Below are 25,441 nucleotides of genomic sequence, written 5' to 3'. Positions count from 1 at the left end.
GCCGGGCGGCGGGCCCGGAGGGTCCCCGGCGGGTCGCCGGAGTGAGCTCAGCGTCGGTCGGGGACGGCACCTGGCCGCGGTGTCGTCCGGAGGACGACGTCAGGCATGGTCGCCGCCGCGGAGCTGGCTGACCACGTGCGGCAGCAGCGGGCCGAGCACCGCGAGCCCGTCGCGCACGCCGCCGGTCGAGCCGGGCAGGTTGACGATGAGGGTCCGCCCGGCCGTTCCGGCCAGCCCCCGGGAGAGCACCGACGTCGGCACCCCCGGCTCGCCGTGGCGGCGGACCGCCTCCGCGATGCCGGGCGCCTCCCGCTCGAGCACCGCACGGGTCGCCTCGGGGGTGACGTCGGTGGGCGACAGCCCGGTGCCGCCCGTGGTGAGGACGACGTCCGCGCCGGAGGCGACCGCCTCACGCAGCACCACCTCCAGCTCGGCGACGTCGTCGGGGCGCACGTGCGGGCCCCCGACGGTGAAGCCCAGCTCGCGCAGCCCCTCGGCGAGCGCCTGCCCGCTGCGGTCGGCGTAGACCCCGGCAGCCGCGCGGTTGGAGGCGGTCACCACCACGGCGCGCGCGTCGTCGGGCAGGCCGTTCACCGCCGCCACTCCCCGCTCTTCCCGCCGGACTTGGCCAGCAGCCGGACGTCGGTGATCGTGGCCCGCGGGTCGACCGCCTTGACCATGTCGATGACGGTCAGCCCGGCCACGGCGACGGAGGTCAGCGCCTCCATCTCCACCCCGGTGCGGTCGGCGGTGCGCGCGGTCGCGGTGATCTCGACCGCGTCGTCGGCGACCGTCACGTCGACGGTGACGCCGTGCAGGGCGATCGGGTGGCACAGCGGCACGAGGTCCGGCGTCCGCTTGGCCCCGGCGATCCCGGCGATGCGCGCCACGGCGACGGCGTCGCCCTTGGGCACGCCCTCTCCGCGCAGCAGGGCGACCACCTCGGGGCTGATCAAGACCCGCCCGGCCGCGGTCGCCTCCCGGGCCGTCACGGGCTTGGCCGAGACGTCGACCATGCGCGCGGCGCCGGCGGCGTCTTCGTGGGTGAGCCGCGGCGTCTCCGCGAGGGGCGAGTCCACCCCCTCGCCGCGGGTCGGGTTGTCGGCCGTCGGGTCGATGCTCGCGGGGTCACCGGTCACTGGAGGGCTCCTTCGATCAGCACGACGTCGACCTCGGCGCCGGCGGGCAGTTCGGTGACGTCCTCGGGGACGACCACCAGGCAGTTGGCGCGGGCCAGGTGGGCCACCAGGTGCGACCCGGGGCCGCCGACCTGGGATACCTGCCCGCCGTCGTAGCGTCCGCGCAGGAACTGACGGCGCCCGGCGGGGGAGCGCAGCGGCGCGGTCAGGGTCGCGGGGGCGCGCAGCCGGCCGGGGGAGGCGTGTCCCAGCGCCCGGCGCAGCGCGGGGCGCACGAAGACCTCGAAGGAGACGAACGAGCTCACCGGGTTGCCGGGGAGGGTGACCACCGGGACGCCGTCCACCGTGCCCGCGCCCTGCGGACCGCCCGGCTGCATGGCCACCTTGACGAACTCGACGGTGCCCAGCGCCCGGAAGGCGTCCTTGACCACCTCGTAGGCGCCCGCGCTCACGCCGCCGCTGGTCACCAGCAGATCCGCCGTGGCCAGCTCGGCGCGCACCGTGCCGAGGAACTGCTCGACGTCGTCGGGGACGAAGTGCAGCCGCCGGGCCGTGCCGCCGGCGTCCTCGACCGCGGCGACCAGCAGGGCGGAGTTCGACTCGTAGATCTGCCCCGGCAGCAGCGGCGCCCCGGGCTCGACCAGCTCGCTGCCGGTGGAGAGCACCAAAACGCGTGGGCGGCGCCGGACGGTCAGGGTCCGCGCCCCGACGGCCGCGGCCAGGCCGAGCTGGGCGGCGCCCAGCGGGGTGCCGGCGGTCAGCGCCACCGCACCGGCGGCGATGTCCTCCCCGGCGCAGCGCAGGTGGGTGCCGGCCGCGGGGGCGTCCCGGATCTCGACCACCTGGGTGCCGCCGTCGGTGAGCTCCACCGGCACGACGACGTCCGCGCCGGCCGGCAGGGGGGCGCCGGTCATGATCCGCTGCACCGTCCCCGGCGCCAGCGGCCGGACGTCGGTGCGCCCGGCCGGGATGTCGTCGGCGACCGGCAGCCGGACCGGCAGAGCGGACACCTCGGCCCACCGCGCGGCGTACCCGTCCATCGCGGAGTTGTCGAAGCCCGGCAGTGGCACCGCGGCGGTCAGGTCCCGCGCCAGGACGCGGTTGTGCGCCGCGGCGAGCGCCACCTCCTCGTCGGCCATGTCCGGCAGGAGGGCGGCGACGACCGCCTGGTGTTCCTCGACCGTGCGCACGGGGCACATCCTGACCGATCGCCCGCGTCCGCACCCGGGGCCCCGGACAGCTCCGTGATCACCGCCGTCCCGGTGTGAGGCCGGCCGGCGCCGCGGCTAGGGTCGGCGCAGTCGCAGGCGGGAGGGGCGGACGTGGCGGAGATCGAACGGATCCTGGCGGCCAACGAGGAGTGGGTGGGCCAGTTCCCCGGCGAGCTGCCGGTGCGGCCGGCGCGGGCGCTGGCCATCGTGGCGTGCATGGACTCCCGGATGCCGCTGTTCCCGCTGCTGGGCCTGGCCGTGGGTGACGCGCACGTCATCCGCAACGCCGGCGGGGTGATCACCGAGGACACCATCCGGTCCCTGACCATCTCCCAGCACCTGCTCGGCACCCGCGAGATCGTGCTCGTGCACCACACCAACTGCGGCCTGCAGGCGACCGACGACACGTCCTTCGCCGACCTCGTCGAGCAGGCCACCGGCCGCCGTCCGCCGTGGGCGGCGCGGGCGTTCACCGACGTCGACGACGACGTCCGGGAGTCCATGCGGCTGCTGCGCGACTGCCCCTACCTGGTCTCGCGGGAGGTCAGCGGCACCGTGTACGACGTCGCGACCGGCCGGCTGCGCCCGGTCGCCCTGGAGTCCTGACCCACCTGTCGTGACCTGCGGCTCCGCGGCTCCTGGAGGGCCGGGGCCGACGGGGCCTTCTCCCACCGCTGTCACGTCGGGTTCGGCAGTCACCTGGTCGGCGTCGGCGTGCTCGGCGCCGCCGCGGGCCGACGACGTCGCCCGGACGGACGAGCTGTGCCCGCGCAGCGGGACCTCGTCGACGGCTGAGGGGGCGGGAGGAGCCGGCTGGTATCGTCGTCGGCTGGCGCGCGGGCCGGCTGGTGCCCGCGCGTGCTGCACCGTCTCCCGTGCTCGGTGAGGCGATCCCACCAGCCGATCCGACGACGACGGAGGACACGAGCGCCGTGCGCACGTACACCCCCAAGCCCGGCGAGGTCAGCCGGGCGTGGCACGTCATCGACGCCACTGACGTGGTGCTCGGTCGACTGGCCAGCCAGACCGCGCAGCTGCTGCGCGGCAAGCACAAGCCCCAGTACGCCCCGCACGTGGACGTCGGCGACTTCGTCGTCATCGTCAACGCGGGCAAGGTCGCGCTGACCGGCACCAAGCGGGAGACCAAGAACGCCTACCGGCACTCCGGTCACCCGGGCGGTCTGAAGACCATCAACGTGGGCGACCAGCTCAAGACCCACCCCGACCGCGTCATCGAGCGCGCGATCAAGGGGATGCTGCCGCACAACAGCCTGGGCCGTCAGATGCTCAAGAAGCTGAAGGTGTACGCCGGGCCGGAGCACCCGCACGCCGCGCAGCAGCCCCAGCCCTACGAGATCAAGCAGGTGGCCCAGTGACCAGCGCACTGACCGTGACCGACGCCGAGGGGCGTCCGGTGCAGACCGTAGGCCGGCGCAAGGAGGCCGTGGTCCGCGTGCGGCTGCTGCCCGGCACCGGCCAGTTCCGCCTCAACGGCCGGAGCATCGAGCAGTACTTCCCGAACAAGGTGCACCAGCAGCTCATCCGTGAGCCCCTGGTGACCGTCGAGCGGGCCGAGCAGTACGACGTCGTCGGCATCCTCCGGGGTGGCGGCGTCAGCGGGCAGGCCGGCGCGCTGCGCCTGGCGATCGCCCGCGCGCTCGTCGAGGTCGACGCCGAGGACCGTCCGGCCCTCAAGAAGGCCGGCTTCCTCACGCGTGACGCCCGCGTCACCGAGCGGAAGAAGTACGGCCTGAAGAAGGCGCGCAAGGCGCCTCAGTACTCGAAGCGCTGACCGGTACGCCCGTGGGTCGCCTGTTCGGGACCGACGGCGTCCGGGGTCGGGCCAACGCCGACCTCACGCCGGAGTTGGCCCTCTCGGTGGCACGTGCTGCTGCCGGCGTGCTCGCCGGCCGCGACGGGACCTCGCGTCCCGTCGCGGTCGTCGGCCGCGACCCCCGCGCCAGCGGGGAGATGCTCGAGGCCGCCGTCGTGGCGGGCCTCGCCAGTGCCGGTGCCGAGGTGCTGCGGGCCGGGGTGTTGCCCACCCCGGCGATCGCGCACCTCACGGCGCACACCGGCGCCGACCTCGGCGTGATGATCTCCGCCAGTCACAACCCGATGCCCGACAACGGCATCAAGCTGTTCAGCCGCGGCGGGCACAAGCTCCCGGACGCCGTCGAGGCCGCGATCGAGCAGATCGTCACCTCCGGCGAGAGGTCCGGCCCGCGGCCCTCGGGCGCGGACATCGGCCGCGTGCGCGACATCCCGGCCGGTGCCGACGCCTACGTCGAGCACCTGCTGTCGACCGTGCCCCAGCCGCTGGCCGGCCTCACGCTCGTCGTCGACTGCGCGCACGGCGCCGCCGCGACCGTCGCCCCGGAGGTCTACCGCCGGGCCGGCGCCACGGTGCACGTCATCGGCGGGGAGCCCGACGGCTGGAACATCAACGACGGCATCGGCTCCACCCACCTGGGGCCGCTGACCGAGGCGGTCCGGGCGCACGGTGCCGACCTGGGCATCGCCCACGACGGGGACGCCGACCGGTGCCTCGCGGTGACCGCGACCGGGGAGCAGGTCGACGGCGACGCGATCCTCGCCGTGTGCGCGCTGGCGCTCAAGGAGCGCGGTGAGCTCTCCGGTGACACCGTCGTCGCGACGGTGATGAGCAACCTCGGCTTCCACCACACCATGCGCGACGCCGGCATCGCGGTGCACACGACCGCCGTCGGCGACCGGTACGTGCTCGAGGCCCTGCGGGAGCACGGGCTGAGCCTCGGCGGCGAGCAGAGCGGGCACCTGGTGTTCCTCGACCACGCGACCACCGGCGACGGGTTGCTGACCGGCCTGGCGCTGCTGTCGCGGATGGCGGCCACCGGCTCGTCCCTCGCGGAGCTGGCGTCGGTCGTGGTGCGCCTGCCGCAGGTGCTGGTCAACGTGCCGGTCCGCGACCGGCTCGCCGTCGTGGAGAGCGACGCCGTCGCCGCCGCGGTGAACGCCTGCGAGGCCGAGCTGGGCGAGGACGGGCGGGTGCTGCTGCGCCCGTCGGGCACCGAGCAGCTGGTCCGCGTGATGGTCGAGGCGCCCACCCAGGAGCAGGCCGACGGCATCGCCGGCCGGCTGGCCGAGGTCGTCGCCTCCGTCGACTGACCCCCTCCTCCCCGACCCTCGCGAGCTCGGGGCGGGACCCGGGAGGGGGCCGGCGCGGACGGCGACCCGGGTCACCGTCGACCGGCCCGTCGACCCCTGTCAGCCTCGAGTGAGGCGAGCGTCTCGCTCCTGCGGGGGACAAGTGGGGCGCGGGGACGGATCGGTCCGGCCCCCGCCGGTACCCTCGGCACAATGTGCGGAATCGTGGGATACGTCGGCCCGCAGAACGCCCTGGACGTCGTCCTGGACGGGCTGCGCCGGCTCGAGTACCGGGGCTACGACTCGGCGGGGGTCGCCGTCCTCGCTGACGGGGCGATGGCGACGGCGAAGAAGGCCGGCAAGCTGGCCAACCTGGAGAAGGTCCTCGCCGACCGGCCCCTGCCCCAGGCGACCATCGGCCTCGGGCACACGCGGTGGGCCACCCACGGCGGGCCGACCGACCGCAACGCGCACCCGCACGTCTCCGCCGACGGCAAGGTGGCGGTGGTCCACAACGGGATCATCGAGAACTTCGCCGCCCTGCGGGTCGAGTGCGAGACCGCCGGGGTCGAGTTCACCTCCGAGACCGACACCGAGGTCGCCGCGCACCTGCTCGCGGCGCAGTACGCGGCCACCCCGGAGGGCCCGGGCCGGCTGGCCGAGGCGATGCGCGCGGTGAGCCGTCGGCTCGAGGGGGCCTTCACCCTCGTGGCCTCGCACGCCGACGAGCCCGACACCCTCGTCGCCTCGCGCCGCAACAGCCCGCTGGTGGTGGGCGTCGGCGACGGCGAGTACTTCCTCGGCTCCGACGTCGCCGCCTTCATCGCGCACACCCGCGAGGCCCGCGAGCTCGGCCAGGACCAGGTCGTCGAGATCGACCGCGTGCGGGGGCTGACCGTGACCGGCTTCGACGGCACCGTCGTCGAGCCGACCGCCTACACCGTCGACTGGGACGCCGCGGCCGCCGAGAAGGGCGGCCACGACTGGTTCATGCTCAAGGAGATCGCCGAGCAGCCGCAGGCGGTCGCCGACACCCTGCTGGGCCGGCTCGGCGACAACGGTGAGCTGGTGCTCGACGAGGTGCGCCTGTCCGACCAGGAGCTGCGCGAGATCGACAAGGTCTTCGTCGTCTCCTGCGGCACCTCCTACCACGCCGGGCTGATCGCCAAGTACGCCATCGAGCACTGGACCCGCATCCCGGTCGAGGTCGAGGTGGCCAGCGAGTTCCGCTACCGCGACCCGGTGCTGGACCGCTCCACGCTGGTCGTCGTCATCAGCCAGTCCGGCGAGACCATGGACACCCTGATGGCGCTGCGGCACGCCAAGGAGCAGAAGGCCCGCGTGCTGGCGATCTGCAACGTCAACGGGTCGACCATCCCGCGCGAGTCCGACGCGGTGCTCTACACCCACGCCGGGCCCGAGGTCGCGGTCGCCTCGACCAAGAGCTTCCTGGCGCAGATCGTGGCCTGCTACCTGGTCGGGCTCTTCCTCGCCCAGGTCCGGGGCATCAAGTTCGCCGACGAGGTCGCCGCGATCGTCGAGGACCTGCGCCGCACGCCGGACGCGGTGCGCGAGGTGCTGGACCAGATGGAGCCGGTGCGCGCGCTCGGCCGGTCCCTGGCCGACGCCGACACGATCCTCTTCCTCGGCCGGCACGTCGCCTTCCCGGTGGCGCTCGAGGGTGCGCTCAAGCTCAAGGAGCTCGCCTACATCCACGCCGAGGGCTTCGCGGCCGGCGAGCTCAAGCACGGCCCGATCGCGCTCATCGACCGGGGCACGCCGGTCGTCGTCGTGGTGCCGTCGCCGCGGGCGCGGGAGTCGGTGCACGGCAAGGTGGTCTCCAACATCCAGGAGGTCCGGGCCCGGGGCGCGCGCACGATCGTGATCGCCGAGGACGGCGACGAGGACGTCGTCCCCTACGCCGACCACATCATCCGCGTGCCGCAGACCCCGACGCTGATGGCGCCGCTGGTCACCGCGGTGCCGCTGCAGGTCCTGGCCTGCGAGATCGCCGACACCCGCGGCTACGACGTCGACCAGCCGCGCAACCTGGCCAAGTCCGTCACCGTCGAGTGACGGAGCCGGAACCGACGCAGGGCGCCGTCGAGTGAGCTGACCGCCGACCGCACACCGTCGCCGCCGACCTCGCCGCACACCGCGAGGTCGGCGGCGCTGTGCTGAGGCCGGCCTCGCACCGGGACGGCGGGGGGGACGGCGGCAGGGCAGACTGGCGCCGTGATCATCGGGGTCGGCATCGACGTGGTGCCGGTGGACCGTTTCGCCGCGTCGCTGACCCGCACGCCCGGGCTGCGCGACCGCCTGTTCACCGCCGCCGAGCAGACCACGCCGTCGGGCACGCCGCGCACCGGGGAGTCGCTGGCCGCCCGCTTCGCGGCCAAGGAGGCGCTCGCCAAGGCGCTGGGGGCACCCGGGGACCTGCAGTGGCACGACGCCGAGGTGACCGTCGGCGCCCACGGGCGGCCGCACCTGGAGGTCCGGGGCACCGTCGCCGGCCGGGCCGCCCAGCTCGGCGTCACCTCCTGGCACCTGTCGCTGAGCCACGACGGCGGCATCGCGTCGGCCGTGGTGGTCGCGGAGGGCCTCCCCGGCGGGGACGCCGTGCCGTGATCGGGCTCTACACGGCCGACGAGGTGCGCGCCGCGGAGGCGCCGCTGCTCGCCACCACGCCCGAGGGCACGCTGATGCAGCGGGCCGCCACCGGGCTGGCGACGGCGTGCCTGCGGCTGCTGGGCCGCGCCGTCGGGATCCGGGTCACCGCCCTGGTCGGCGCCGGCAACAACGGCGGGGACGCGCTGTTCGCCGGCGCCGCCCTCGCCCGGCGCGGCGCGCGGGTGACCGCCGTCCTCCTGGACGCCGACCGCGCGCACCCGGCAGGCCTGGCCGCCCTGCGCGCTGCCGGTGGGCGGGTCACCGGACCCGACGGGCCCACCGGGCTGGACCGCGCCGACCTCGTGCTCGACGGGATCGTCGGCATCGGCGCCACCGGCGAGCTGCGTCCGGCGGCCGCCGCGCTGGTCGAGCAGGCGGCGGCGGGGCCCGGCCTGATGGTCGCCGTCGACGTGCCCAGCGGAGTCGACGCCAGCACCGGCGCGGTCCCGGGGGCGGCGTTCCCGGCGCAGCACACGGTCACCTTCGGCGCGGTCAAGGCCGGGCTCGTGGTGGGGGAGGGCCGCGGGTACGCGGGGACGGTCCACCTCGTCGACATCGGGCTGGAGCTGCCGGCCGCGTCGGTCCACCGGCTGACCGATGCCGACGCCGCGGCGCGCATCCGGCCGCCGCACGCAGGCGACGACAAGTACACGCAGGGCGTGGTGGGGATCGTCGCCGGCTCGTCGACCTACCCGGGGGCCGCCGTCCTCTGCACGGGCGCCGCGCTGCGGGCCCGTCCCGGCCTGGTCCGCTACGCCGGGACGGCCGCGGCCGGCGTGCGGACCGCGTGGCCCGAGGCGATCGTCACCGAGGGCCGGCCGGGCGACGCCGGCCGGGTGCAGGCCTGGGTCGTCGGCCCCGGCATGGGCACCGACGACGACGCGCGCAGCGTGCTGGCCGAGGTGCTGGCCACCGACCTGCCGGTCCTGGTGGACGCCGACGCGCTGACGATGGCCGCGCAGCAGCCGCGCCTGGTGCGCGACCGCGGCGCCGCCACCGTGCTGACCCCGCACGACCGCGAGTTCGCGCGCTTCGGCGCCGACGTCACCCCGGACCGGGTCGGCTCGGCCCGCCGGCTGGCCGCGGACCTGGGCGTCGTCGTGCTGCTCAAGGGCGACGCCACGGTCGTCGCCGCGCCCGACGGCACCGCGTACGTCAACGGCACCGGCACCCCCTGGCTGGCCACCGCCGGCACCGGCGACGTGCTCTCCGGCATCGGTGGGGCGCTGCTGGCGACCGGGCTGCCCGCGGTCGAGGCGGCGGCGGTGGCCGCCCACGTGCACGGCCGGGCGGGGCAGGCGGCCGCCGAGCACGGCCCGCTGATCGCCGGCGACCTGGTCCGCCGGTTGCCCGCGACGCTGGCCCGGTTGCACGGGGCGCCGGCCGACCGCCTGGGAGACTCGAGGGCGTGACCCTTCGAGCGCGAGCGGAGATCGTCGTCGACCTGGACGCCATCGCCGCCAACACCGCCGTGCTGTGCGAGCGGGTCGGCCGGCCCCTCATGGCGGTCGTCAAGGCGGACGGCTACGGGCACGGCATGCTCCCCGCGGCCCGCGCCGCCCTGGCCGGCGGGGCCGACGCGCTCGGCGTCGCCGTCCTGGAGGAGGCCCTGGCGCTGCGGGCGGCCGGCATCACCGCCCCGGTCCTCGCCTGGCTGCACGCCCCGGGCACCGACTACGCCGCCGCGCTGGACGCCGACGTCGAGCTGTCGGTCAACGCCGAGTGGGCGCTGGACGAGGTGCTCGCGGCCGCCCGCGCCACGGGCCGCACCGCCCGGCTCCACCTGTTCGCCGACACCGGCCTGTCCCGGGAGGGCGCCACCGAGGCCGACTGGCCCGGTCTGGTCGCCGCCGCGGCCCGCGCGCAGGCCGGGGGCGAGGTCGAGGTCGTCGGGCTGTGGAGCCACATGGCCTACGCCGACGCCCCGACGCACCCGACGATCGGTGCGCAGGTGCGGGTGTTCGAGGAGGCCGTCGCCATCGCCCGGCGGGCCGGGCTGACCGACGCCCGGCGGCACCTGGCCAACTCCGCGGCCACCGTCGCCCTGCCCGACACCTGGTACGACATGGTCCGGCCCGGCGTCGCGATCTACGGCCTGGACCCGCTGGGCGGGGACCCCGCGGTCCACGGGCTGCGCCCCGCGATGACCGTGCGGGCCGCGGTCGCGCTGACCAAGCGGGTGCCGGCCGGGGTGGGCGTCTCCTACGGGCACACCTACTTCCCGGAGACCGAGACCACCCTCGTCCTCGTGCCGGTCGGGTACGCCGACGGGGTGCCGCGGGCGGCGGGGAACCGGGCCCCCGTCCTGGCCGCCGGGGCGCACCGCACCATCGCCGGCCGGGTCTGCATGGACCAGTTCGTGCTCGACGTCGGCGACGCCGAGGTGCGGGCCGGCGACGAGGTCGTGCTCTGGGGGCCGGGCGACCGCGGCGAGCCGACCGCGCAGCAGTGGGCCGACGCCGTCGACACCATCCACTACGAGCTGGTCACCCGGATCGGGGGCCGCTTCACCCGCCGCCACGTCGGTTCGGCGGGTGCGGTCTGATGGCGGCGGCCAAGAAGCAGGCGACGGCGCGGAAGGGATCCCCGCACCACCGCGTCGGCATCGTGGGCGCGGTCCTCGGCCTGGCTGCCGCCGGCACCGCGGTCGGCATCGGGCTCAGCCGCGCCGCGGCGCGCCGGGTGGGCGCCGAGCGGCTGGGGTCTGCGGCGGGGCTGCCGGCCGGCGCGTCGGACGCCGAGCTGCGCGAGGACGACCCGCTCGGACCGGACGCGCGGCGGGCCGACCGGACGGCGCTCGTGCTCGCCGACGACGGCGTGCTGCTCGACGTGGAGGAGGTGGGGCCGGCGGACGCGCCGCTGACCGTCGTCTTCGTGCACGGCTACACGCTGTCGATGGCGTCGTGGGCCTTCCAGCGGCGGGCGCTGGGCGCGGAACTGGCCACCGCCAACGGCTCCCGCCCGAAGGCCCGGCTGGTCTTCTACGACCAGCGCGGCCACGGCTCCTCCGGTCGCGGGCCGGCCGAGCACTCGACGATGGAGCAGCTGGGCCGCGACCTCGCGCGGGTCGTCGAGTCCCGGGTGCCGCGGGGGCCGGTGGTGCTGGTCGGCCACTCGATGGGCGGGATGACCATCATGGCGCTGGCCGCGCTGCGGCCGGAGCTGTTCGGCACCAAGGTCGTCGGCGCCGCGCTGCTGAGCACCTCCAGCGGGAACCTGGCCGACCTCGACTTCGGGATGCCGGAGCTGCTGACGCGGGTGCGGGCCGCGCTCCTGCCGGTCGCGGCGTTCACCATGCGCCGCCGTCCGGCTCTCGCCGAGCGCACCCGGCGCCTGGCCGCGGACCTGATCTCGCAAGTGACCTGGGGGCTGTCGTTCGCCTCCGCCGACGTCGACCCGGCCCTCGGCCGCTACGTCGACTCGATGATCGCCGGCACTCCGGTGGAGGTGATCGCGGAGTTCTACCCGGCGCTGGCCGGCATGGACCACACGGCCGCCCTGGAGCCGCTGCGCGCCGTCCCGACGCTGGTGCTGACCGGCGCGAAGGACACGCTCATCCCCGGTGAGCACAGCGACGCGATCGTGGCGCGGCTCGGGTGGGCGGGGGACGGCAGAGTCGAGTACGTGACGGTGGCCGACGCCGGCCACATGGTGCTGCTCGAGAAGCCCGACGAGGTGACCGCCGCGCTGTCGGCGCTGCTGCGGGGGGTGGTGGCCCGGCTCCCGGACGTCGCCTGAGCGCCCGGGAGCGGTCCAGGAGCCGCGGCGCCGGGGAGGCGGACCCCGTGGAACGGCCGGCGTCTCAGAAGGGATCGGGGGGAACGTGCTCCTCCCACCAACCGCCGCGGCCGCGCCGGATGCGGTCCCCGAGTGACGTCGGCGGCCGCGGGGACGACGGGCACTCGAAGACCGAGGCACGCAGCAGGACGTCGGTGACGTGCGTGCGGCCGTGCCGGGCGACGAGGACCGCGCTCCCGCCGTCCAGGGCGCGGTCGGTCGGCTCCCAGGTGCGCAGGGCACGCCGTCCCGCGGCCGTCCGGAGCGGAGGCCGGTCGCCGCGGCGCAGGACCCCGCTCCAGCGGCTCACCAGCCCCTCGGCGGCCAGCCGCCGGCCGACGGCGCGGACGCGGTCGTCGTCGGCGAGCCGCCACCGGACGACGTCGACGGAACGGTGCCCGCGGGTGCCGACGGCGTCGAGGACGGCGGCCTCGACGGGGTGCCGCCGGGACGGCTCGACGACGGCGAGCTGGCCGGGGGACCGCGCGCGGACGCGCCCCGCCTCGACCATCGCCACGAGGGCGGTGTCGACGACCCGCGGCACACCACCGGCGAGGAAGGCGACCTCGTAGAGGTCGAGGGCGGGGAACGCCGCGGGACCCGTCATGACCCACCTCCCGGTGGGAGGAACGGTGCCACCGGCCGCTCGGGTGCGGAAGGCCGCCGCGGTCCGGGACCGTAGGGTGCTGGTCGTGGCCGAACCCCGTCCGCCCCGGTTCGACGCCGCCGCGGAGGAGGTGGCCCGCACCGCCGCCGCGGCGCCGGACTGGGCCGCCCTGGCCGCGGCGGCCCGCCCCTGTGTGGCCTGCCCCGAGCTCGCCGCCACCCGGCAGCACGTGGTGGTCGGGGACGTCCCGGCCGCCGGACGTCCCCGGCTGGCGCTGGTCGGCGAGGCGCCCGGCGCGCAGGAGGACGCCACCGGGCGGCCGTTCGTCGGGAGGTCGGGTGCCCTGCTCGACCAGCTCCTGGCCGAGGCCGGGCTCGACCGCGGGCAGGCCGCCGTCCTGAACGTGGTGAAGTGTCGCCCGCCGGGCAACCGGACGCCGAAGGCGCCGGAGGTGGCGCGGTGCAGCGGCTGGCTGCGGCGGCAGCTGGAGCTGCTGGACCCACCGGTCGTGGTCGCCCTCGGCCTGTCGTCGGCCAAGTGGTTCCTCGGCCCGCGCACCGTGCTGGCCGAGGTCCGCGGCCGGGCCCACGAGGTGGGTGGCCGGGCCGTGTGGGCGACCTACCACCCGTCGGCGGCGATCCGGTTCGGGCCCAACGGGGCGCCGCGGGCCGGGCTGCTCGCCGACCTGACCGCGGTCGCGAGGAGCCTGCCGTGAAGCGCGAGCACGTGCTGCCCACCCCCGAGGACACCCGTGCCCTCGGCGGGGCCCTGGCCGGCCTGTTCCGCCCCGGGGACCTCGTCGTGCTGGTCGGTCCGCTGGGGGCCGGCAAGACCGCGCTGACCCAGGGCGTCGGGGAGGCGCTCGGCGTGCGGGAGCCGGTCACCTCCCCGACGTTCGTCATCGCCCGCGTGCACCGCGGCGGCCGGCTGCCGCTGGTGCACGTCGACGCCTACCGCCTCGGCGGCGTCGCAGACGTCGACGACCTGGACCTCGACGCCTCGACCGAGGAGTCGGTCACCGTCGTCGAGTGGGGTCAGGGCCTGGTCGAGCAGCTCGCCGACGAGCACCTGGAGGTGCGGCTGGACCGCCGCGACGACGACGTCCGGACGGCGCTGCTCGTGCCGCACGGGCCCGGCTGGGAGCGGCGCCTCGACGGCTGACGCCCCTCACCGGCCGAGTACCGCGGGGTCGGGGTCGGCTCAGCCGGCCCGGTCCAGGACCGGCCGCAGCAGCGTGGCCAGCTCGGCCGGCCGGGACAGGAACGGCGAGTGACCGGCGTCCATGCGCAGCACCTCGCCGGCCCGCCGGGCCATGGCCTCCTGCGCGGACACCGGGATGGCCTGGTCCTGCTCGCAGACGACGTAGGTGCTGGGCAGCTCGGTCCAGGCGGCGCGGCTCAGGGGCTGGGTGAACGAGCTGACCGAGTGCAGGCGGAGGCGGCTCACGGCCCGCTCCGTCAGCTCCGGGTCCACCCCGTTGTAGAAGACCGGCTCGGGCGTGGTGACCCGGACGTGCGTGGGGTGCACCTCCTGCCAGTCCGGGGGCTGCCCGCCCAGGCTGCCCACCAGGGACTCGCCGACGTCGAGCTGGAAGGCGCAGAGGTAGACCAGGTGCGCGACGCCGAGGTCGGCCGTGGCCGCCTCGGTGACGGGGATGCCCCCGTAGGAGTGCCCCAGCACGACGACCGGGCCCTCGATGTCGGCCAGTGCGGCGCGGACGGCCTGCGCGTCGTCGTCCAGACTGCCCAGGGCGGCCGGGTCGCTGCCCACGCTCGGCAGGTCGACCGTCCGGACGGGAACGCCGTCCAGCGCGTCCCGCAGCGGTTCCCAGCACCAGGAGCCGTGCCAGGCGCCGTGGACGAGCAGCAGGGTCGCGGTCATGGCGGAGTCCTCTCCGTCGAGGCGTGGGGGCGGCCGATCATGCCCGACCCGGCCGGGGGCCGGGAGGCGCAACTACGCTGGGCCGTCGTGCTCGTCCTCGCGCTCGACACCGCCACCCCGACGCTGGTCGCCGGCCTGGCGCGCTGGTCCCCGGAGGGCCCGGTCGAGGTCCTCGCCGAGCGGGCGGTCCCGTCCGGCAACCGGCACGCCGAGCTGCTCACCGTCGCCGTCACCGAGGTGCTGCAGGAGAGCGGGCGGTCGACGGCGGACGTCGACGCCGTCGTCACCGGGCTGGGCCCGGGCCCGTTCACCGGGCTGCGGGTCGGGGTGGTCACCGCCGCGGCGCTGGCCGACGCCCGCCGGCTGCCCGCCGTCGGCGTCTGCTCGCTGGACGCGATCGGCGAGGGCGCCCGCACGGTGGTGACCGACGCCCGCCGCAAGGAGGTCTACTGGGCCGCGTACGCGTCCGACGGGTCACGGACCACCGGCCCCGGTGTCGTCCGGCCGGAGGAGCTCCTCGTCGAGGGCCCGGTGGTCGGCGACCCGCGGTTCGCCGAGCGGCTCGGCACCGAGGTCACCCCGGCCGAGGTGACGACGGCGGGGCTGCTGCGGGCCGCTGCGGCGCAGCTGGCCGACCCCTCGTCCGCCGACCCCCTGGTGCCTCTCTACCTGCGCCGTCCCGACGCCGTCCCGCCGACGTCGTTCAAGCCGGTGACCACCACATGAGCGTGCGCCTGCGGCCGATGCGGCTGGCCGACCTCGGGGCCGTCCTGGAGCTCGAGGAGGAGCTCTTCGCCCCCGACACCTGGACGGCGGCGATGTACCGGGACGAGCTGTCCCGCACCGACACCCGGTACTACCTGGTGGCCGAGGACGCCGACCGCGTCGTCGGCTACGCGGGGCTGATCGCCTACGACGACGAGGCGCACGTGGCCACGATCGGGGTGGCGACCGCCCGGCAGGGTGAGGGGATCGGCGCGCAGCTGCTCGACGCGCTGCTGGCGGAGGCCGACCGGCGCAGCCCGGTGGTGTTGCTGGAGGTCCGCGCCGACAACGAGGTGGCCCAGGGGCTCTACCGGAGGCGCGGGTTCGCCGAGGTCGGCCGGCGGCCGAGGTACTACCAGCCGAGCGGCACCGACGCCGTCGTGATGAAGCGGGAGAAGCTGTGACCGAGCCGCTCGTCCTGGGCTTCGAGACCTCGTGCGACGAGACCGGGGTCGGGCTCGTCCGCGGGCGGACGCTGCTGTCCGACGCGCTGGCCACCTCGATGGCCGAGCACGAGCGCTTCGGCGGCGTCGTCCCGGAGATCGCCTCGCGGGCGCACCTGGAGGCGATGGTCCCCACGGTGCACCGCGCCCTGGCCGAGGCGGGTGTGCAGGCCGACGACGTCGACGCGATCGCGGTGACCGCCGGCCCGGGGCTGACCGGCGCGCTGCTGGTCGGGCTGGCCGCGGCCAAGGCGTACGCGCTGGCCCTCGGCAAGCCGCTGTACGGGGTCAACCACCTGGCCGCGCACGTCGCCGTCGACGAGTTGCAGCACGGCAGGCTGGCCGAGCCGTCGCTGGCGCTGCTCGTCTCCGGCGGGCACAGCTCGCTGCTGCTCGTGCCCGACCTCGCCCGCGAGGTGCAGTCGCTGGGCCGCACCATCGACGACGCCGCGGGGGAGGCCTTCGACAAGGTGGCCCGCGTGCTGGGCCTGCCCTTCCCCGGCGGACCACCGATCGACAGGGCCGCGCGCGAGGGCGCCCCCGACGCCATCGACTTCCCGCGCGGGCTCACCGGCCCCCGCGACGCCCCGTACGACTTCTCCTTCTCCGGCCTGAAGACCGCGGTCGCCCGCTGGGTCGAGGCGCGGCAGCGGGCGGGGGAGCCGGTGCCGGTCGCCGACGTCGCGGCGTCGTTCCAGGAGGCGGTCGCCGACGTGCTGACCAGGAAGGCCGTCCGGGCCTGCCAGGAGCACGGCGTCGACCACCTGGTGCTCGGCGGTGGGGTCGCGGCCAACTCGCGGCTGCGCGCGCTGGCCGAGGAGCGGTGCGCGGAGGCGGGGATCGTGCTGCGCGTCCCCAGCCCGCGGCTGTGCACCGACAACGGCGCGATGGTCGCCGCGCTCGGCTCGCGGCTGGTCGAGGCGGGCGTGGCGCCGTCCGCCCCCGACCTCGGTGCGGACAGCTCCCTGCCGATCGACGTCGTCACCCGCTGAGCCGTCGAGCGGCCGAAGTGGCCACGAAGGCCGTCAGGTGGCGTCGCAGACCAGGGTCGTCGGAGCGCCGGCCACCCGGGTGACGACGACGACCGCCGAGCCGGCACCCGGGCCGCGGAGCTGCCGGGCCAGCTGCTCGGGCTCGATCGGCGAGCCGCGCTTCTTCACCACGACCCGGCCGACGCCGCGCGCCCGCAGCAGGGCCCTGAGCTTCTTCACGTTGAACGGCAGCACCTCGCCGACCCGGTACGAGGCCACCCACGGGGAGTCGGCCGCGGCGTCGGAGGTGAGGTAGGCGATCGTCGGGTCGACCAGCGTCGCGCCGAGGTCCGCGGCGACCAGCGCGACCAGGCCCGAGCGGATGACGGCCGGGTCGGGCTCGTGCAGCCAGCCGCGCACCGGGCCGACGGGTGCCGGCCCCGGGTCGGCGTCGGCGGTCAGCTCCAGCACCGCGCCCGCGCGCACCAGGGACGCCCGCCGCCACGTCGCCGACAGCCCGCGCCCCCACAGCAGCGCCTCGACGATCGACCCCCCGGCCGACACCCACTCCGCCTCCACGCCGGCGGGCACCCGCTCGTGGTCGAGTCCGGGCGCCACCTTCACCACGGCGCGTGGCACGCGGTCCAGCAGCGCGGCGACCGTCGACCATGGCGGGGACCAGCGGTCGGGGTCCAGCTGCCGCCGTCCGCCGGCCCGCCGGGCGGGGTCCAGGACGGCGGCGCCGCACCCGGCCACCGCGCCGCCGTCCGCCGCGGCGACGAGGTCGACGACGTCCCCGTCGAGCACCGTGACGCGGTCGGCGACGCCGAGCGCCGCGGCGTTGGCCGCGGTGAGCTCCCGGGCGAGCGGGTCCCGGTCGACGGCGACCACCGAGGCGCCCGCCCGGGCCAGGGCGACGGTGTCCGTGCCGGAGGCGCAGCCCAGGTCGGCGGCCGAGTCGCCGGCGGACACGAGCCGGGCCGCGCGCCGGGCGGCCAGGCCAGGCCGGCCGGCCTGCTCGAGGGTGTCGGCGGTGAGGAACAGGGCGTCGGCGTCCGGACCGAACACCGGGCGCGCGCGGGCACGCAGCCGCGCCAGCTCCCACGCCGGCCCGGCGTGTGCGGGGCCGACCTCCGCACGCAGCCGGCCCAGCCCGGTCAGCGGGTCGGCGCCCTCGGCGAGCAGCCCCGCCGCGCGGGCCGCGGCCGACCGGCCCTCCGGCGTCTGCAGCCACCGGAGCCGGGCCAGCGCGTCGATGGCGGGCTGGTCGGGCACGCTCCCAGCGTGACGCACCGGCTCTCCGCCCGGTCGGGGGACCCGGTTGAGCGGCTGGCACTCTCATGGGTAGAGTGCCAATCGACACGGGCAGGTGCCTGATCCCCGCGACGGCAGGCCGTCCGCACCGTGCCACGCATCCGCACCCACCAGCCGTCCGACACCGAAGGGGGCGTCGCCGACGTGACGACCGCTACCAAGGTCACCATCAAGCCGCTGGAGGACCGTGTCGTGGTCCAGGCCAACGAGGCCGAGACCACCACCGCCTCCGGTCTGGTCATCCCCGACACCGCCAAGGAGAAGCCGCAGGAGGGCACGGTCATCGCCGTGGGCCCCGGTCGCATCGACGACAACGGCAACCGCGTGCCGCTCGACGTCAACGTGGGCGACGTGGTCATCTACTCCAAGTACGGCGGCACCGAGGTCAAGTACGCCGGTGAGGAGTACCTGGTCCTCTCCGCGCGCGACCTGCTCGCCGTCGTGGAGAAGTAGAAGGACCCCGTCCTCATCCCTCGCGTGCTCGGGACGAGCCTCTAGACGGGGCCGTTCCAGCACGTCACCCGACCGCCCCGGCGACCCGCATCTGACCGGGTCCCGGGGCGGTCGTCGTCGGTCCCGCACCACCCGAGATCGGAAGGGCCCATGGCCAAGATCATCAAGTTCAACGAGGACGCCCGCCGCGCGCTCGAGCGCGGCGTCGACAAGCTCGCCGACGCGGTCAAGGTGACCCTCGGCCCGCGCGGGCGCAACGTCGTCCTCGACAAGAAGTTCGGCGCGCCGACGATCACCAACGACGGCGTGACCATCGCCCGCGAGGTCGAGCTCGAGGACCCGTACGAGAACCTCGGCGCCCAGCTGGCCAAGAACGTCGCCACCAAGACGAACGACGTCGCCGGCGACGGCACCACCACCGCGACCGTGCTGGCCCAGGCCCTGGTCAAGGAGGGCATGCGCAACGTCGCCGCCGGTGCCGGCCCGATGGCGCTCGGTGCCGGCATGCGCGCGGCCGCCGACGCGGTGACGAAGGCGCTCGACGAGGTCGCGACCCCCGTCGACGACCAGCAGGCCATCGCCGGTGTCGCCACGATCTCGGCGCAGGACGCCGAGGTCGGGCAGCTGATCAGCGAGGCCATGGAGAAGGTCGGCAAGGACGGCGTCATCACCGTCGAGGAGAGCAACACCCTCTCCACCGAGCTCGACGTCACCGAGGGCGTGCAGTTCGACAAGGGCTACCTCTCCCCGTACTTCGTCACCGACCAGGAGGCCATGGAGGCCGTCCTGGACGACGCCCTGGTCCTGCTCGTGCAGGGCAAGATCAGCGCGCTGGCCGACCTGCTGCCGCTGCTGGAGAAGGTCCTGTCCACCGGCAGCCGGCCGCTGCTGATCGTCGCCGAGGACGTCGAGGGCGAGGCGCTGTCCACCCTCGTGGTCAACTCGATCCGCAGGACGATCAAGGTCGTCGCGGTGAAGTCGCCGTACTTCGGCGACCGGCGCAAGGCCTTCATGACCGACCTCGCCGTCGTCACCGGCGGTCAGGTGGTCAGCGAGGACGTCGGCCTCAAGCTCGACCAGGTCGGCCCGGAGGTGCTCGGCACCGCCCGCCGCGTCACCGTCACCAAGGACGACACGACGATCGTCGACGGCGGCGGCACCCGCGAGGCCATCGGCGACCGCGTGGCGCAGATCCGCCGCGAGATCGAGGCCACCGACTCCGACTGGGACCGCGAGAAGCTGCAGGAGCGGCTGGCCAAGCTCGCCGGCGGCATCGGCGTCATCCGCGTCGGCGCGGCCACCGAGGTCGAGATGAAGGAGAAGAAGCACCGCATCGAGGACGCCATCGCCGCCACCCGCGCCGCGGTGGAGGAGGGCGTCGTCCCCGGTGGTGGCTCGGCGCTGGTCCACGCGACCGCGGCGATCGACTCCCTCGACCTCTCCGGTGACGAGCTGACCGGTGCCCGCGCCGTCAAGGCCGCGCTCGACGCCCCGCTGGTGCGGATCGCCGAGAACGCCGGCTTCGAGGGCCGCGTCGTCGTCGCCAAGGTGCGCGAGGCCGGCAAGGGCTCGGGCTTCAACGCCGCGACCGGCGAGTTCGGCGACCTGGCGGTCCAGGGCGTCATCGACCCGGTCAAGGTCACCAAGGCCGCGTTGAACAACGCCGTGTCCATCGCCGCGATGGTGCTGACCACCGACTCCGCCGTCGTCGAGGCTCCCGAGGAGGAGCACGACCACGCCGGCGCCGGGCACCACACGCACGGGCACTCGCACGGCCACGGGCACGCCCACTGAACGACGGCCCCGTCCCGCTCGCGCGCGGCGCGACCGGGACGGGGCCGGACACGAGAGGGCCGGTCCAGCGATTCGCTGGACCGGCCCTCCGTCGTCTGTGGCTCCGCCTCCCTGCAGGTCCCGTGGGGCAGGGAGGTCCGCCTACACCCCCGCGGCGACGGCGGCGGGCTCCGCGGCGATCAGCCGGGCCCGCTCCTCCTCGCTCATGCCGCCCCAGACGCCGTAGGGCTCGCGGACGGCCAGCGCGTGCTTGAGGCACGCGTCGATGACGGGGCAGCGGCTGCACACGGCCTTGGCGGCCGCCTGGCGACGGGCCCGGGCCGGGCCGCGCTCACCGTCGGGGTGGAAGAACAGGGCCGTGCTCTCGCCACGGCAGGCTCCGTGCAGCTGCCAGTCCCAGACCTCGGCGACGGGAGTGGGCAGGCGGCGGATGTCGGCCATCTCAGGTCCTCCTCGGCTCGGCGCGAGCCGGAGGGGGCGGTCCGGCTGCATGGGGCCGGTGCCCGACGTGTCCGTGGGTCAAACACACCGTGACGCCGCATTTTCGCGGCTCACGTCTCCCCCCGCTGGGTGAGAGCGGCTGTCGTCTCGCCCTCCGGTCGATCAAGGTGGCTGTAGGTCGTGCCGAACTGCGGCGTGGGACACCCGTCCGGAGCGTCGGCCGCGACCGGAGCGACGGCGGTGGGTCCCCGGGTGGGGAGCTCCCGCCCGAGCGACACCCGGCCGGGGGAACCGGGCGGTGGGACTCGGCCGACACGAGCCGGGGGAGCGAGGAGCAGGCGTGATCGACGACAGGATGCGCGGTCCGGGCCACGGCACGACGACCGTGTGGGTCTACGACGAGCGGCGGCGGGTCCGCGACGACATCGCGGGCCGGCTGGTGGCTCTGCCGTTCGTCGGCCGGGTGGAGGTCGTCGGCGACGCCGCGGCCCTCATGGCCCGGCTGGCCACCCGGATGCCCGACGTCCTCCTGATCGGCACCCAGCGGGCCGTGGACTCGGGGCTCACCGTCGCCACCCAGGCGCTGCGCGCCCACCCGAGGCTGCCCGTCCTCGTGCTCGGCGCACCCGACGACGCCGAGACCGTCCGCGCGGCGGTCGCGGTCGGCGCCCGGGGCTACCTGCGCTGGGACGCCACCGCCCTGGAGATGGGCCTGGGGCTCTCCCGGGTCGGTCTGCGGGTCGACGGGCGCGGCCCGGCGCCGGCGATCCCGCAGCAGCCGGTGCCGCTCGCGTCGGTCGGCGCCTCCACCGGTGCGCCGTCGTGGACCGGGGCGTCCCCGCTGGCCGGGGTCAGCCCGACGACGGTGCGCTCCACGGTCCGCGAGCCCGCCCCGGTCAGCCTGTCGATGCGGGAGATGCAGGTGCTCACCGGCATGAGCCAAGGCAAGAGCAACGCCCAGATCGGCCGTGAGCTGTACCTGTCCGAGGACACCATCAAGACCCACGCCCGGCGGCTGTTCCGCAAGCTCGGGGCCAAGGACCGCGCCGAGGCGGTGGCCACCGGCTTCCGCCGCGGCATGATGCAGTGACGTCGCCGTCCTGACGACGCGCTGAGCGCCCTCCCCCGAGCCGGGGGAGGGCGCTCAGCGCGTGTCGGGCTGCGGTCAGACGCAGGGGTGGTTGCGGTCGAAGCCGTCGGCGATGAACTGGGCGAGGACGACCCGGCCGCCGGCGGTCAGCGGGGGCCGGGTGCAGTTGCGCCAGGCGGAGGTGACATCGGCCGTCCCGGCGATCCAGCTCGGCAGGCCGTTGAGCGGACTGTCCGGCCCGACGCTCGATCCGGCGATGACGCCCCACTGGTAGCCGGTCGAGTACAGGCCGACCGTGGTGACCCCGGCGGCTCTCAGCGTCTCCGTCATGGCCTCCAGCACCGCGACGTTGCGCGTGGTGCCACCGGGAGTGTCGTCCCACGAGTTGAGCGTCTCGACATCGAGCCACCAGACGAAGTCCGGGGGGCTGCTCACCGCGGCGAGGTCCTCCGTCGCGCGTGCCCTGCCGTACTCGTAGGCGCAGGCGCTGTCGTTGCCCCCCGTGCAGGTGCCGTACCGGTTGGTGCCGGCGGTCGGCCAGGACGGCACCCGGGGCGTCACCGCTCCGGGGTTCGCGGTGTTGACGTAGAGCTGCACCCGCGGCTGCGACGTCGCACCGGTGGAACCGGCCGCCCAGCTCAGCTGATCCGTGCGGCACGGGTTCCAGGTGGTCGGCTTGCCACCGTTGACCCCCACGATCCCGAAGGCCTGCCCGGCGGGTCGGGAACTCGGGCACTGGGGGTAGGAGACGTCGGCCCCGAGATCGGCGTTGAGGACCTGCCAGTAGCGGTGCAGGAAGGCGGCCATCGCCTGCCGGGTGACGGCGGCGCCCGGCTTGAACACGCCACCCGCGTAGCCGCCGGTCACCCCGACGCCGACCAGCCAGCTGATCGCCCCACACGCGGCGTCGGAGGGGGCGACGTCGGAGAACGGCCCGCTGGTGCAGCCGGGGGCCGCGGCGCTGCCGTGGCTGAGCCGGTAAAGGAACTGGGCCATGGCCTGCCGGGTGACGGCGGCGCCCGGCTTGAACACGCCGCCGTCGTAGCCGCTGGTCACCCCGACGCCGACCAGCCACCGGATCGCCCCACACGCGGCGTCGGAGGGGGCGACGTCGGAGAACGGGCCCGGATCGTCGGGGTCGCACGCCGGTGTCCCGCCGCCCGGGTGGGAGAACCGGTAGAGGAACAGCGCCATGGCCTGCCGGGTCACCGGGGCGGTGGGCCGGAAGGTGCCGTCCCGGTAGCCGCTGGCGATCCCCTCGGTGACCAGCCAGTCGACGTCCGCGGCGAACTGCGACCCGGCCGGGACGTCCCGGAAGCCGCCTGCTGCGGCGGGCGCCGGAGCGGCCAGGGGCAGCCCCGCCACCAGGAGCGCCAGCGTCAGCCCCACCACGATCGTCGCTGTCCGTCGCAGACCCATGCCGGGATCACCCACTCCGTGCGTCGTCCGGTGCCGGACGTCGCGAGGGGGAGCGACCGGCTCAGCCGTGCGGTCCCGAGTGGGACCGAGGCGTTCGTATCAACGGGACGACGCCCGGTCGGGGACCCGGGACGCGTCGGTGTGACGGCTGGTCCCGCCGGGAAGGGAGGGGTGGGTGTCGTCGGAGAGGCGCACGGCCACCGGGCCGGGCACCGCTCGCGGCGGCGGTGGGTACAGGGTCGACCGGGGACGGCGACCGGCCGCGGTGCGGTCCGGAGGACCGCGGTGGCTCAGTCGTCGCGGGCGTGCCTGCCGCCGCGACCCTCGCCGCCGGGCTCCTCGCGCTCGGCCATCGCGGCCACCCCGTCGGCGTAGCCGCTGGCGTAGTCCCAGCTCACGTAGTCGTCCGGGTCGGGGTCGAACGGCGGCTCGTGCCGGCCGGTCTGCCCCTCCTCGAGCAGCTGGCGCAGGTTGGCCTGCATCAGCGCCCAGTCGACGTGGTGCTCCTCGTCGCAGTCGGGGCAGTCGACGACGATGCCCTTGATGCCGGTCGGTTCCAACAGGGTCCGGAACACCTCCAGCTCCGCGAGGTCGTCCAGGACGCCGGCCCGCTCCTCCATGGTCAGCGGCGGCGGACCTGGCTGGTCGGCGGGCCCGAAGTCGGGCCCGGAAGCGTCGTCCCACGTACTCACGGGCTCCACGGTAGTGGCCTGACGGGGATCACATCGAGCGCGGAAGGCCGCCGCCTACGATCGGAACAGGCTCCCCGCGCGCCCAGGAGAGGGTGCCGGCCGATCCGGAGGGGTGGCGGCATCCATGCAGCCCGACGAGTTCGTCCCCGAGCTGCCGGCGAAGTTCGCGCCGCTCGGCCTGACCTACGACGACGTCCTGCTCGTCCCCGGGGCGTCCGACGTCGTCCCGGCCGAGGTCGACACCAGCAGCCGGCTTACCCGCGGCGTCCGCCTGGCGGTGCCACTGGTCTCCAGCGCGATGGACACCGTGACCGAGGCCCGCATGGCGATCGCCATGGCACGGGTCGGCGGCATCGGCGTGCTGCACCGCAACCTCGCGGCCGAGGAGCAGGCCGGCCAGGTCGACCTGGTGAAGCGCTCGGAGGCCGGCATGGTCACCAACCCGGTGACCGCCTCCCCGGACAACACCCTCGCCGAGCTCGACGCGCTGTCGGCCCGCTACCGGATCTCCGGTGCCCCGGTCGTCGACGCCGACGGCGTCCTGGTGGGCATCTGCACCAACCGCGACATGCGGTTCGAGACCGACAAGAACCGCCTGGTCCGCGACGTCATGACGCCGATGCCGCTGATCACCGCCCCCGTGGGGGTGGACCCCGACACCGCGCTCGGGCTGCTGTCCAGGCACAAGGTCGAGAAGCTGCCGCTGGTCGACGACGCCGGCCGGCTGCGCGGGCTGATCACCGTCAAGGACTTCGTCAAGCGCGACCAGTACCCGCTCGCGACCAAGGACGTCGACGGCCGGCTGATGGTCGCCGCCGCGGTCGGTGTGGGCGAGGACGCCTACAAGCGGGCCGGCCTGCTGGTCGAGGCCGGGGTGGACGTGGTCGTCGTCGACACCGCGCACGGCCACCAGCGGGCGGTGCTGGACATGGTGGCGCGGGTCCGCGCCGACTTCGGCTCCGGCGAGCGCGGCGTGCAGATCGTCGGCGGCAACGTCGCCACCCGCGCCGGCGCGCAGGCGCTGATCGACGCCGGGGTGGACGCGGTCAAGGTCGGCGTCGGCCCGGGGTCGATCTGCACCACGCGGGTGGTCGCCGGCGTCGGCGTCCCGCAGGTCACCGCCGTCTACGAGGCGGCGCTGGCCGCCAAGCCGGCCGGGATCCCGGTCATCGCCGACGGCGGGCTGCAGTACTCCGGCGACATCGCCAAGGCGCTGGTCGCCGGCGCCGACACGGTGATGATCGGCGGCCTGTTCGCGGGCGTCGAGGAGGCGCCGGGCGACCTGGTCTTCGTCAACGGCAAGCAGTTCAAGACCTACCGCGGCATGGGTTCGCTGGGTGCGATGCAGAAGCGCGGCAACCAGTCCTACAGCCGAGACCGCTACTTCGCCGACGACGTCCTCTCCGACGACAAGCTCGTCCCCGAGGGCATCGAGGGGCAGGTGCCCTACCGCGGCCCGCTGGCCGGCGTGGCCCACCAGCTCGTCGGCGGCCTGCGCGCCTCGATGGGCTACGCGGGCGCGGCCAGCGTCGAGGAGCTGCAGGAGCGCGGGCAGCTGACCCGGATCACCTCGGCCGGCTTGGTCGAGAGCCACCCCCATGACATCCAGATGACGGTGGAAGCACCGAACTACCGGGGGCGCTGACCG

27 protein-coding genes are annotated in these 25,441 nt (G+C 75.5%); 18 read left to right on the top strand and 9 right to left on the bottom strand.

What is annotated here, in order from left to right; translation table 11 throughout:
* Positions 1 to 99 precede the first annotated feature (99 nt).
* From ACI782_RS11035 to moeA, 3 genes are read right to left on the bottom strand one after another with little or no spacing between them, the layout of a single operon-like run.
* Positions 100 to 594 (bottom strand): MogA/MoaB family molybdenum cofactor biosynthesis protein, encoded by a 495-nt coding sequence (locus ACI782_RS11035; protein WP_456909047.1) that lies wholly within the window; start codon positions 592 to 594, stop codon positions 100 to 102.
* Positions 591 to 1,139: a cyclic pyranopterin monophosphate synthase MoaC gene (gene moaC / locus ACI782_RS11030; protein ID WP_456909045.1), complete on the bottom strand. Its 549-nt coding sequence runs from the start codon at positions 1,137 to 1,139 to the stop codon at positions 591 to 593. The genes ACI782_RS11035 and moaC overlap by 4 nt, the downstream gene beginning before the upstream one ends.
* Positions 1,136 to 2,338 carry a molybdopterin molybdotransferase MoeA gene (gene moeA / locus ACI782_RS11025; RefSeq protein WP_456909043.1) on the bottom strand — a complete coding sequence of 401 codons (1,203 nt, stop codon included), beginning with the start codon at positions 2,336 to 2,338 and terminating at the stop codon, positions 1,136 to 1,138. The genes moaC and moeA overlap by 4 nt, the downstream gene beginning before the upstream one ends.
* A 123-nt stretch (positions 2,339 to 2,461) precedes the next feature.
* Here moeA and ACI782_RS11020 point away from each other — a divergent pair, with 123 nt between their 5' ends.
* The 9 genes from ACI782_RS11020 to ACI782_RS10980 all read left to right on the top strand — a co-directional run bounded on the left by ACI782_RS11020 (position 2,462) and on the right by ACI782_RS10980 (position 11,884).
* A complete protein-coding gene (locus tag ACI782_RS11020; protein ID WP_456909041.1) occupies positions 2,462 to 2,956 on the top strand; it encodes a beta-class carbonic anhydrase in 495 nt (164 codons plus the stop codon).
* Between the two features lie 326 nt (positions 2,957 to 3,282).
* Positions 3,283 to 3,726: a 50S ribosomal protein L13 gene (gene rplM, locus ACI782_RS11015; protein WP_456909039.1), complete on the top strand. Its 444-nt coding sequence runs from the start codon at positions 3,283 to 3,285 to the stop codon at positions 3,724 to 3,726.
* Positions 3,723 to 4,142, top strand: coding sequence for a 30S ribosomal protein S9 (gene rpsI / locus ACI782_RS11010; RefSeq protein ID WP_456909037.1), 420 nt, complete (start codon positions 3,723 to 3,725; stop codon positions 4,140 to 4,142). The genes rplM and rpsI overlap by 4 nt, the downstream gene beginning before the upstream one ends.
* A gap of 11 nt (positions 4,143 to 4,153) precedes the next feature.
* Positions 4,154 to 5,497: a phosphoglucosamine mutase gene (gene glmM / locus ACI782_RS11005; protein WP_456909035.1), complete on the top strand. Its 1,344-nt coding sequence runs from the start codon at positions 4,154 to 4,156 to the stop codon at positions 5,495 to 5,497.
* Between the two features lie 192 nt (positions 5,498 to 5,689).
* Positions 5,690 to 7,552, top strand: a complete 1,863-nt coding sequence (gene glmS, locus ACI782_RS11000) for a glutamine--fructose-6-phosphate transaminase (isomerizing) (RefSeq protein ID WP_456909033.1) — start codon at positions 5,690 to 5,692, stop codon at positions 7,550 to 7,552.
* Positions 7,553 to 7,711: 159 nt separating this feature from the next.
* Positions 7,712 to 8,104 carry a holo-ACP synthase gene (locus tag ACI782_RS10995; protein ID WP_456909031.1) on the top strand — a complete coding sequence of 131 codons (393 nt, stop codon included), beginning with the start codon at positions 7,712 to 7,714 and terminating at the stop codon, positions 8,102 to 8,104.
* The gene (locus ACI782_RS10990) at positions 8,101 to 9,558 is read left to right on the top strand and encodes an NAD(P)H-hydrate dehydratase (protein WP_456909029.1); all 1,458 of its coding nucleotides are present in this window, start codon (positions 8,101 to 8,103) and stop codon (positions 9,556 to 9,558) included. The genes ACI782_RS10995 and ACI782_RS10990 overlap by 4 nt, the downstream gene beginning before the upstream one ends.
* Positions 9,555 to 10,691: an alanine racemase gene (gene alr, locus ACI782_RS10985; protein WP_456909027.1), complete on the top strand. Its 1,137-nt coding sequence runs from the start codon at positions 9,555 to 9,557 to the stop codon at positions 10,689 to 10,691. Before ACI782_RS10990 ends, alr begins: the two co-directional genes overlap by 4 nt.
* The gene (locus ACI782_RS10980; protein WP_456909025.1) at positions 10,691 to 11,884 is read left to right on the top strand and encodes an alpha/beta fold hydrolase; all 1,194 of its coding nucleotides are present in this window, start codon (positions 10,691 to 10,693) and stop codon (positions 11,882 to 11,884) included. The genes alr and ACI782_RS10980 overlap by 1 nt, the downstream gene beginning before the upstream one ends.
* 64 nt (positions 11,885 to 11,948) lie before the next feature.
* On the opposite strand, the gene ACI782_RS10975 is transcribed toward ACI782_RS10980, so the two are convergent.
* Positions 11,949 to 12,671: a TIGR04222 domain-containing membrane protein gene (locus ACI782_RS10975; RefSeq protein ID WP_456909023.1), complete on the bottom strand. Its 723-nt coding sequence runs from the start codon at positions 12,669 to 12,671 to the stop codon at positions 11,949 to 11,951.
* On the opposite strand from ACI782_RS10975, the gene ACI782_RS10970 reads away from it, so the two are divergent.
* Both ACI782_RS10970 and tsaE read left to right on the top strand, forming a co-directional pair.
* Complete coding sequence (locus tag ACI782_RS10970; RefSeq protein WP_456909021.1) at positions 12,616 to 13,245, top strand: uracil-DNA glycosylase; 630 nt, start codon at positions 12,616 to 12,618, stop codon at positions 13,243 to 13,245. The genes ACI782_RS10975 and ACI782_RS10970 overlap by 56 nt on opposite strands.
* The gene (gene tsaE, locus ACI782_RS10965) at positions 13,242 to 13,691 is read left to right on the top strand and encodes a tRNA (adenosine(37)-N6)-threonylcarbamoyltransferase complex ATPase subunit type 1 TsaE (protein WP_456909019.1); all 450 of its coding nucleotides are present in this window, start codon (positions 13,242 to 13,244) and stop codon (positions 13,689 to 13,691) included. Before ACI782_RS10970 ends, tsaE begins: the two co-directional genes overlap by 4 nt.
* Positions 13,692 to 13,730: 39 nt before the next feature.
* Here tsaE and ACI782_RS10960 read toward each other — a convergent pair whose 3' ends face one another.
* Positions 13,731 to 14,411, bottom strand: a complete 681-nt coding sequence (locus ACI782_RS10960) for an alpha/beta hydrolase (protein ID WP_456909017.1) — start codon at positions 14,409 to 14,411, stop codon at positions 13,731 to 13,733.
* Here ACI782_RS10960 and tsaB point away from each other — a divergent pair.
* The 3 genes from tsaB to tsaD are packed head-to-tail and all read left to right on the top strand — an operon-like array spanning position 14,385 to position 16,611.
* The gene (gene tsaB / locus ACI782_RS10955) at positions 14,385 to 15,137 is read left to right on the top strand and encodes a tRNA (adenosine(37)-N6)-threonylcarbamoyltransferase complex dimerization subunit type 1 TsaB (RefSeq protein ID WP_456909015.1); all 753 of its coding nucleotides are present in this window, start codon (positions 14,385 to 14,387) and stop codon (positions 15,135 to 15,137) included. The genes ACI782_RS10960 and tsaB overlap by 27 nt on opposite strands.
* A complete protein-coding gene (rimI, locus tag ACI782_RS10950) occupies positions 15,134 to 15,580 on the top strand; it encodes a ribosomal protein S18-alanine N-acetyltransferase (RefSeq protein ID WP_456909013.1) in 447 nt (148 codons plus the stop codon). The genes tsaB and rimI overlap by 4 nt, the downstream gene beginning before the upstream one ends.
* Positions 15,577 to 16,611, top strand: coding sequence for a tRNA (adenosine(37)-N6)-threonylcarbamoyltransferase complex transferase subunit TsaD (gene tsaD / locus ACI782_RS10945; protein WP_456909011.1), 1,035 nt, complete (start codon positions 15,577 to 15,579; stop codon positions 16,609 to 16,611). The genes rimI and tsaD overlap by 4 nt, the downstream gene beginning before the upstream one ends.
* Before the next feature lie 33 nt (positions 16,612 to 16,644).
* Here tsaD and ACI782_RS10940 read toward each other — a convergent pair whose 3' ends face one another.
* The gene (locus ACI782_RS10940) at positions 16,645 to 17,865 is read right to left on the bottom strand and encodes a class I SAM-dependent methyltransferase (protein ID WP_456909009.1); all 1,221 of its coding nucleotides are present in this window, start codon (positions 17,863 to 17,865) and stop codon (positions 16,645 to 16,647) included.
* 183 nt (positions 17,866 to 18,048) lie between these two features.
* Between ACI782_RS10940 and groES the strand changes: the two genes are divergently transcribed.
* Together groES and groL are read left to right on the top strand one after the other, a co-directional pair.
* Positions 18,049 to 18,357, top strand: coding sequence for a co-chaperone GroES (gene groES / locus ACI782_RS10935; protein ID WP_089402145.1), 309 nt, complete (start codon positions 18,049 to 18,051; stop codon positions 18,355 to 18,357).
* Between the two features lie 150 nt (positions 18,358 to 18,507).
* Positions 18,508 to 20,151, top strand: a complete 1,644-nt coding sequence (gene groL / locus ACI782_RS10930) for a chaperonin GroEL (protein ID WP_456909007.1) — start codon at positions 18,508 to 18,510, stop codon at positions 20,149 to 20,151.
* Positions 20,152 to 20,292: 141 nt separating this feature from the next.
* Here the strand turns inward: groL and ACI782_RS10925 are convergent, their stop codons facing one another.
* The gene (locus ACI782_RS10925) at positions 20,293 to 20,592 is read right to left on the bottom strand and encodes a WhiB family transcriptional regulator (protein WP_456909005.1); all 300 of its coding nucleotides are present in this window, start codon (positions 20,590 to 20,592) and stop codon (positions 20,293 to 20,295) included.
* A 340-nt stretch (positions 20,593 to 20,932) separates the two neighbouring features.
* On the opposite strand from ACI782_RS10925, the gene ACI782_RS10920 reads away from it, so the two are divergent.
* The gene (locus ACI782_RS10920; protein ID WP_456909003.1) at positions 20,933 to 21,682 is read left to right on the top strand and encodes a LuxR C-terminal-related transcriptional regulator; all 750 of its coding nucleotides are present in this window, start codon (positions 20,933 to 20,935) and stop codon (positions 21,680 to 21,682) included.
* 75 nt (positions 21,683 to 21,757) lie between these two features.
* Here ACI782_RS10920 and ACI782_RS10915 read toward each other — a convergent pair whose 3' ends face one another.
* Positions 21,758 to 23,101 carry an S-layer homology domain-containing protein gene (locus ACI782_RS10915; RefSeq protein ID WP_456909001.1) on the bottom strand — a complete coding sequence of 448 codons (1,344 nt, stop codon included), beginning with the start codon at positions 23,099 to 23,101 and terminating at the stop codon, positions 21,758 to 21,760.
* A gap of 290 nt (positions 23,102 to 23,391) precedes the next feature.
* Positions 23,392 to 23,793 (bottom strand): DUF5319 family protein, encoded by a 402-nt coding sequence (locus ACI782_RS10910; protein WP_456908999.1) that lies wholly within the window; start codon positions 23,791 to 23,793, stop codon positions 23,392 to 23,394.
* Between the two features lie 124 nt (positions 23,794 to 23,917).
* On the opposite strand from ACI782_RS10910, the gene guaB reads away from it, so the two are divergent.
* Positions 23,918 to 25,438, top strand: a complete 1,521-nt coding sequence (guaB, locus tag ACI782_RS10905; protein WP_456908997.1) for an IMP dehydrogenase — start codon at positions 23,918 to 23,920, stop codon at positions 25,436 to 25,438.
* Positions 25,439 to 25,441 lie beyond the last annotated feature (3 nt).

The sequence above is a fragment of the Geodermatophilus sp. SYSU D00703 genome (assembly GCF_054050155.1).
The sequence above is the reverse complement of the archived record's forward strand: the minus strand, read 5'-3'. Positions and strand labels throughout refer to the sequence as shown.

What these genes read in the sequence shown, in the direction of transcription:
- ACI782_RS10915 (WP_456909001.1), bottom strand. Translation starts at nt 23,101, where the DNA reads ATGGGTCTGCGACGGACAGCGACGATCGTGGTGGGGCTGACGCTGGCG.
- groL (WP_456909007.1), top strand. Translation starts at nt 18,508, where the DNA reads ATGGCCAAGATCATCAAGTTCAACGAGGACGCCCGCCGCGCGCTCGAG.
- moeA (WP_456909043.1), bottom strand. Translation starts at nt 2,338, where the DNA reads ATGTGCCCCGTGCGCACGGTCGAGGAACACCAGGCGGTCGTCGCCGCC.
- ACI782_RS10960 (WP_456909017.1), bottom strand. Translation starts at nt 14,411, where the DNA reads ATGACCGCGACCCTGCTGCTCGTCCACGGCGCCTGGCACGGCTCCTGG.
- guaB (WP_456908997.1), top strand. Translation starts at nt 23,918, where the DNA reads ATGCAGCCCGACGAGTTCGTCCCCGAGCTGCCGGCGAAGTTCGCGCCG.
- rimI (WP_456909013.1), top strand. Translation starts at nt 15,134, where the DNA reads ATGAGCGTGCGCCTGCGGCCGATGCGGCTGGCCGACCTCGGGGCCGTC.
- glmS (WP_456909033.1), top strand. Translation starts at nt 5,690, where the DNA reads ATGTGCGGAATCGTGGGATACGTCGGCCCGCAGAACGCCCTGGACGTC.
- ACI782_RS10925 (WP_456909005.1), bottom strand. Translation starts at nt 20,592, where the DNA reads ATGGCCGACATCCGCCGCCTGCCCACTCCCGTCGCCGAGGTCTGGGAC.
- ACI782_RS10980 (WP_456909025.1), top strand. Translation starts at nt 10,691, where the DNA reads ATGGCGGCGGCCAAGAAGCAGGCGACGGCGCGGAAGGGATCCCCGCAC.